2 protein-coding genes are annotated in these 3,001 nt (G+C 74.9%); both read right to left on the bottom strand.

Annotation, left to right across the window (positions count from 1 at the left end; all coding sequences use genetic code 11):
* Window positions 1–675, bottom strand: a 675-nt coding sequence (locus JFN87_RS32755) for an SWIM zinc finger family protein (RefSeq protein ID WP_372449333.1), incomplete at its 3' end; no start/stop codon positions are given.
* Window positions 672–3,001, bottom strand: a 2,330-nt coding sequence (locus JFN87_RS32750) for an SCO1167/SCO6262 family helicase (RefSeq protein WP_209346099.1), incomplete at its 5' end; no start/stop codon positions are given. The genes JFN87_RS32750 and JFN87_RS32755, both read right to left, overlap by 4 nt.

Raw genomic sequence — 3,001 nt, 5'->3', positions numbered from 1 at the left:
AGACTGGAGTTCGGTCGAGTGCTCTTCCGATCTCGCGGCGACGGTGGACAGCGCTGGGGCGGCCGCCGAGCGCTCCGCCGCGGACGCGGCGGCCGAGCGGCGCGTGAGATCGGCGAGGATCTCGTGCTCGGCCCTGCCCCGCATCAGGAGCAGCACGAACGGGTCGGCGTCGAGCAGCCTGGCCGTCTGGTAGCAGAGCGCGGCGGCGTGCTTGCACGGGTAGCCGTCGTCGGGGCAGGAGCAGTCCGGCACCAGGTCGCCCGCGGTGGGCAGCAGGTCGGTGAGGTCCGCCAGGGCGTGGGGCATGTCCTTGTCGAGGAGTGCGGCGATGTGGTCGGGCCGGCCTGCGGCCGCGCCGAGCAGGTCGTCCCAGTCGTCGTCGGACAGGGTGCGCAGCCGGATCTCGGTGCGGTACGGGCGGGGCCTGCTGCCGTGCACGTACGCCATGACCCGGCCGGGCGTGACGGTGACGGCGTCGACGTGGCCGCCGCCCGCGTACTGCCGGCCGCGCGCCAGCCTCGCCGCGTCGAGCGCGGTGTCCTCCATCGACTCGATCCACGCGTTGCCCCACCAGGTGGCGGCGAACGCGCCCTCGGGAGCGGGCCGCGGCTCCATCGCGGGGAACGTGGCCCGCCGGTCGTCGTGGCGCGGCCTGCGCGCCGCCTGCGCGCTCACGCCGGCCTGCGCAGGGACACGAGGTCGGCCAGTTCCCTGTCGGTGAGCTCGGTCAGCGCCGCCTCGCCCGAGCCGAGTACCGCGTCGGCGAGCGCCCGTTTGGAGGCGAGCATCTCGGCGATCCTGTCCTCGACGGTGCCCTCCGCGATCAGCCGGTGCACCTGCACGGGCCTGGTCTGGCCGATGCGGTAGGCGCGGTCGGTGGCCTGCTCCTCGACGGCCGGGTTCCACCAGCGGTCGTAGTGCACGACATGGCCGGCGCGCGTGAGGTTGAGGCCCGTGCCCGCCGCCTTGAGGGAGAGCACGAACACCGGCACGCCGCCCTCCTGGAAGCGATCCACCATCCGCTCGCGCTCCGCCACGGGCGTGCCGCCGTGCAGCAGTTGCGCGGGGATGGCGCGGCTCGCGAGGTGCGCGGTGAGCAGCCGCGCCATCGACACGTACTGGGTGAAGACCAGCACGGAGCCGTCCTCGGCGAGGATCGTGTCGAGCAGCTCTTCGAGGAGGGCGAGCTTGCCCGACCTGCCGGTCAGCCGGGGCGGCCCGCCACTGCCGGCCGCGGCGCCCTCCTTGAGGTACTGCGCGGGGTGGTTGCAGATCTGCTTGAGTGACGTGAGCAGCTTCATGACGAGGCCGCGCCGCGCGATGCCCTGCGACTCCTCGATGGCGCCCATGGTCTCGCGCACCACCGCCTCGTACAGCGAGGCCTGCTCACGGGTGAGCGGCACGGGGTGGTCGCTCTCCGTCTTGGGCGGCAGTTCGGGCACGATGCCCGGATCGGACTTCTTCCTGCGCAGCAGGAAGGGCCGTACGAGGCGGGCGAGCCGGTCGACGGCCTGCTGGTTGTCCGCGTCCTTGACGCCGGCCGCCTTCGCGTTCTCGACGTTCTCCACGATGCGCGCGTGGCGCGCGCGGAACGTCTTCAGCGGGCCGAGCAGCCCCGGCGTCGTCCAGTCGAGCAGTGCCCACAGCTCCGACAGGTTGTTCTCGACGGGCGTGCCGGTGAGCGCGACGCGCGCGCCCGCCGGGATCGTGCGCAGCGCCTTCGCCGTCGCGGAGAAGGGGTTCTTCACATGCTGCGCCTCGTCGGCCACGACCATCCCCCAGCGGTGCTCGGCCAGCCGCTCCGCGCTCGAACGCATCGTGCCGTACGTGGTGAGGACGAAGCCGCCGGCGACCTCGTCGAGGCTGCGGCCCGCGCCGTGGAAGCGGTGCACAGGGACGCCGGGCGCGAACCGGGTGATCTCCCGCTGCCAGTTGCCGAGGAGGGAGGCGGGGCACACCACGAGCGTGGGCGGCTCCTGCCCGCCGCCGGCGGCGGCGCGGCGTGCCCGGTGCAGGTGGAGCGCGATGAGCGTGACGGTCTTGCCGAGGCCCATGTCGTCCGCCAGGCAGCCGCCGAGTCCGAGGGACGTCATCAGATCGAGCCAGGCGAGGCCCCTGAGCTGGTAGTCGCGGAGGGTGGCCGCGAGACCTGGCGGCTGCGGCAGCGTGCCTGGGCCCGCGGTGATGCGGTCGCGCAGGGCGGCGAGCGCACCCTCGGGCACCGCCTCGACCGTCTCGCCGTCGACCTCGGCGGTGCCGGTGAGCGCGACGGCCAGCGCCTGAGACGGCTCGAGCAGGCCCAGCTCCCGCTTGCGCGCCTTGCGCACGAGCGCCGGATCGACCACGACCCAGCGGTCGCGCAGCCGCACCACGGGCCGGTGCGCCTCGGCGAGCACGTCCATCTCGGCCTGGGTCAGCGGCTCGCCGTCGAGCGCGAGCTGCCAGTCGAACGACAGCAGCTCCGCGCTGTCGAAGAACACCGTGCCGTCCGTGGCGGACCCGGGCGCGGCGCGCGCCGGCCGTACGACGGCGGCCGCGGTGAGCGTGCGGGCCAGTTCCTTCGGCCAGTGCAGCGCGACGCCGGCGGCCGCCAGCCGGCCGGCCGCGGGGCCCAGCAGGTCGAACAGCTCGTCCTCGGCGAGGGCGAGCACGTCCGGTACGTCCTGCTCGGTGAGGCGGCCGAGCGGCGGCCAGACCCGTGCGGCCCGGCGCAGCGCCAGCAGGGCGTCGACGCGGGCGCGCGGCCCGAACGCCTCCTCGCCCTCCCCCGCCCACAGCCGGGACGCGTCCAGCACGAGCGTCGGATCGGCGAGGCTGTGGACCTGGACGAGTGCGGCGCCCGCGCTCCTGGCGCCTGCCGCCGCCGCGCCGTCCGGTTCGCGGTCGAAGGCCTCGTACGCCGAAAGGTCGAGCCTGAGGGAGATCCGCACGCCCGCGTCCATCCCAGCGGCGGCCTCGGCCGCCCACGCGCGCGCGCCGGGCAGCCGCTGCGGCGCACGCG

The organism is Streptomyces montanisoli, assembly GCF_017813245.1.
GTDB classification, from domain to species: domain Bacteria; phylum Actinomycetota; class Actinomycetes; order Streptomycetales; family Streptomycetaceae; genus Streptomyces; species Streptomyces montanisoli.
The sequence above is the reverse complement of the archived record's forward strand: the minus strand, read 5'-3'. Positions and strand labels throughout refer to the sequence as shown.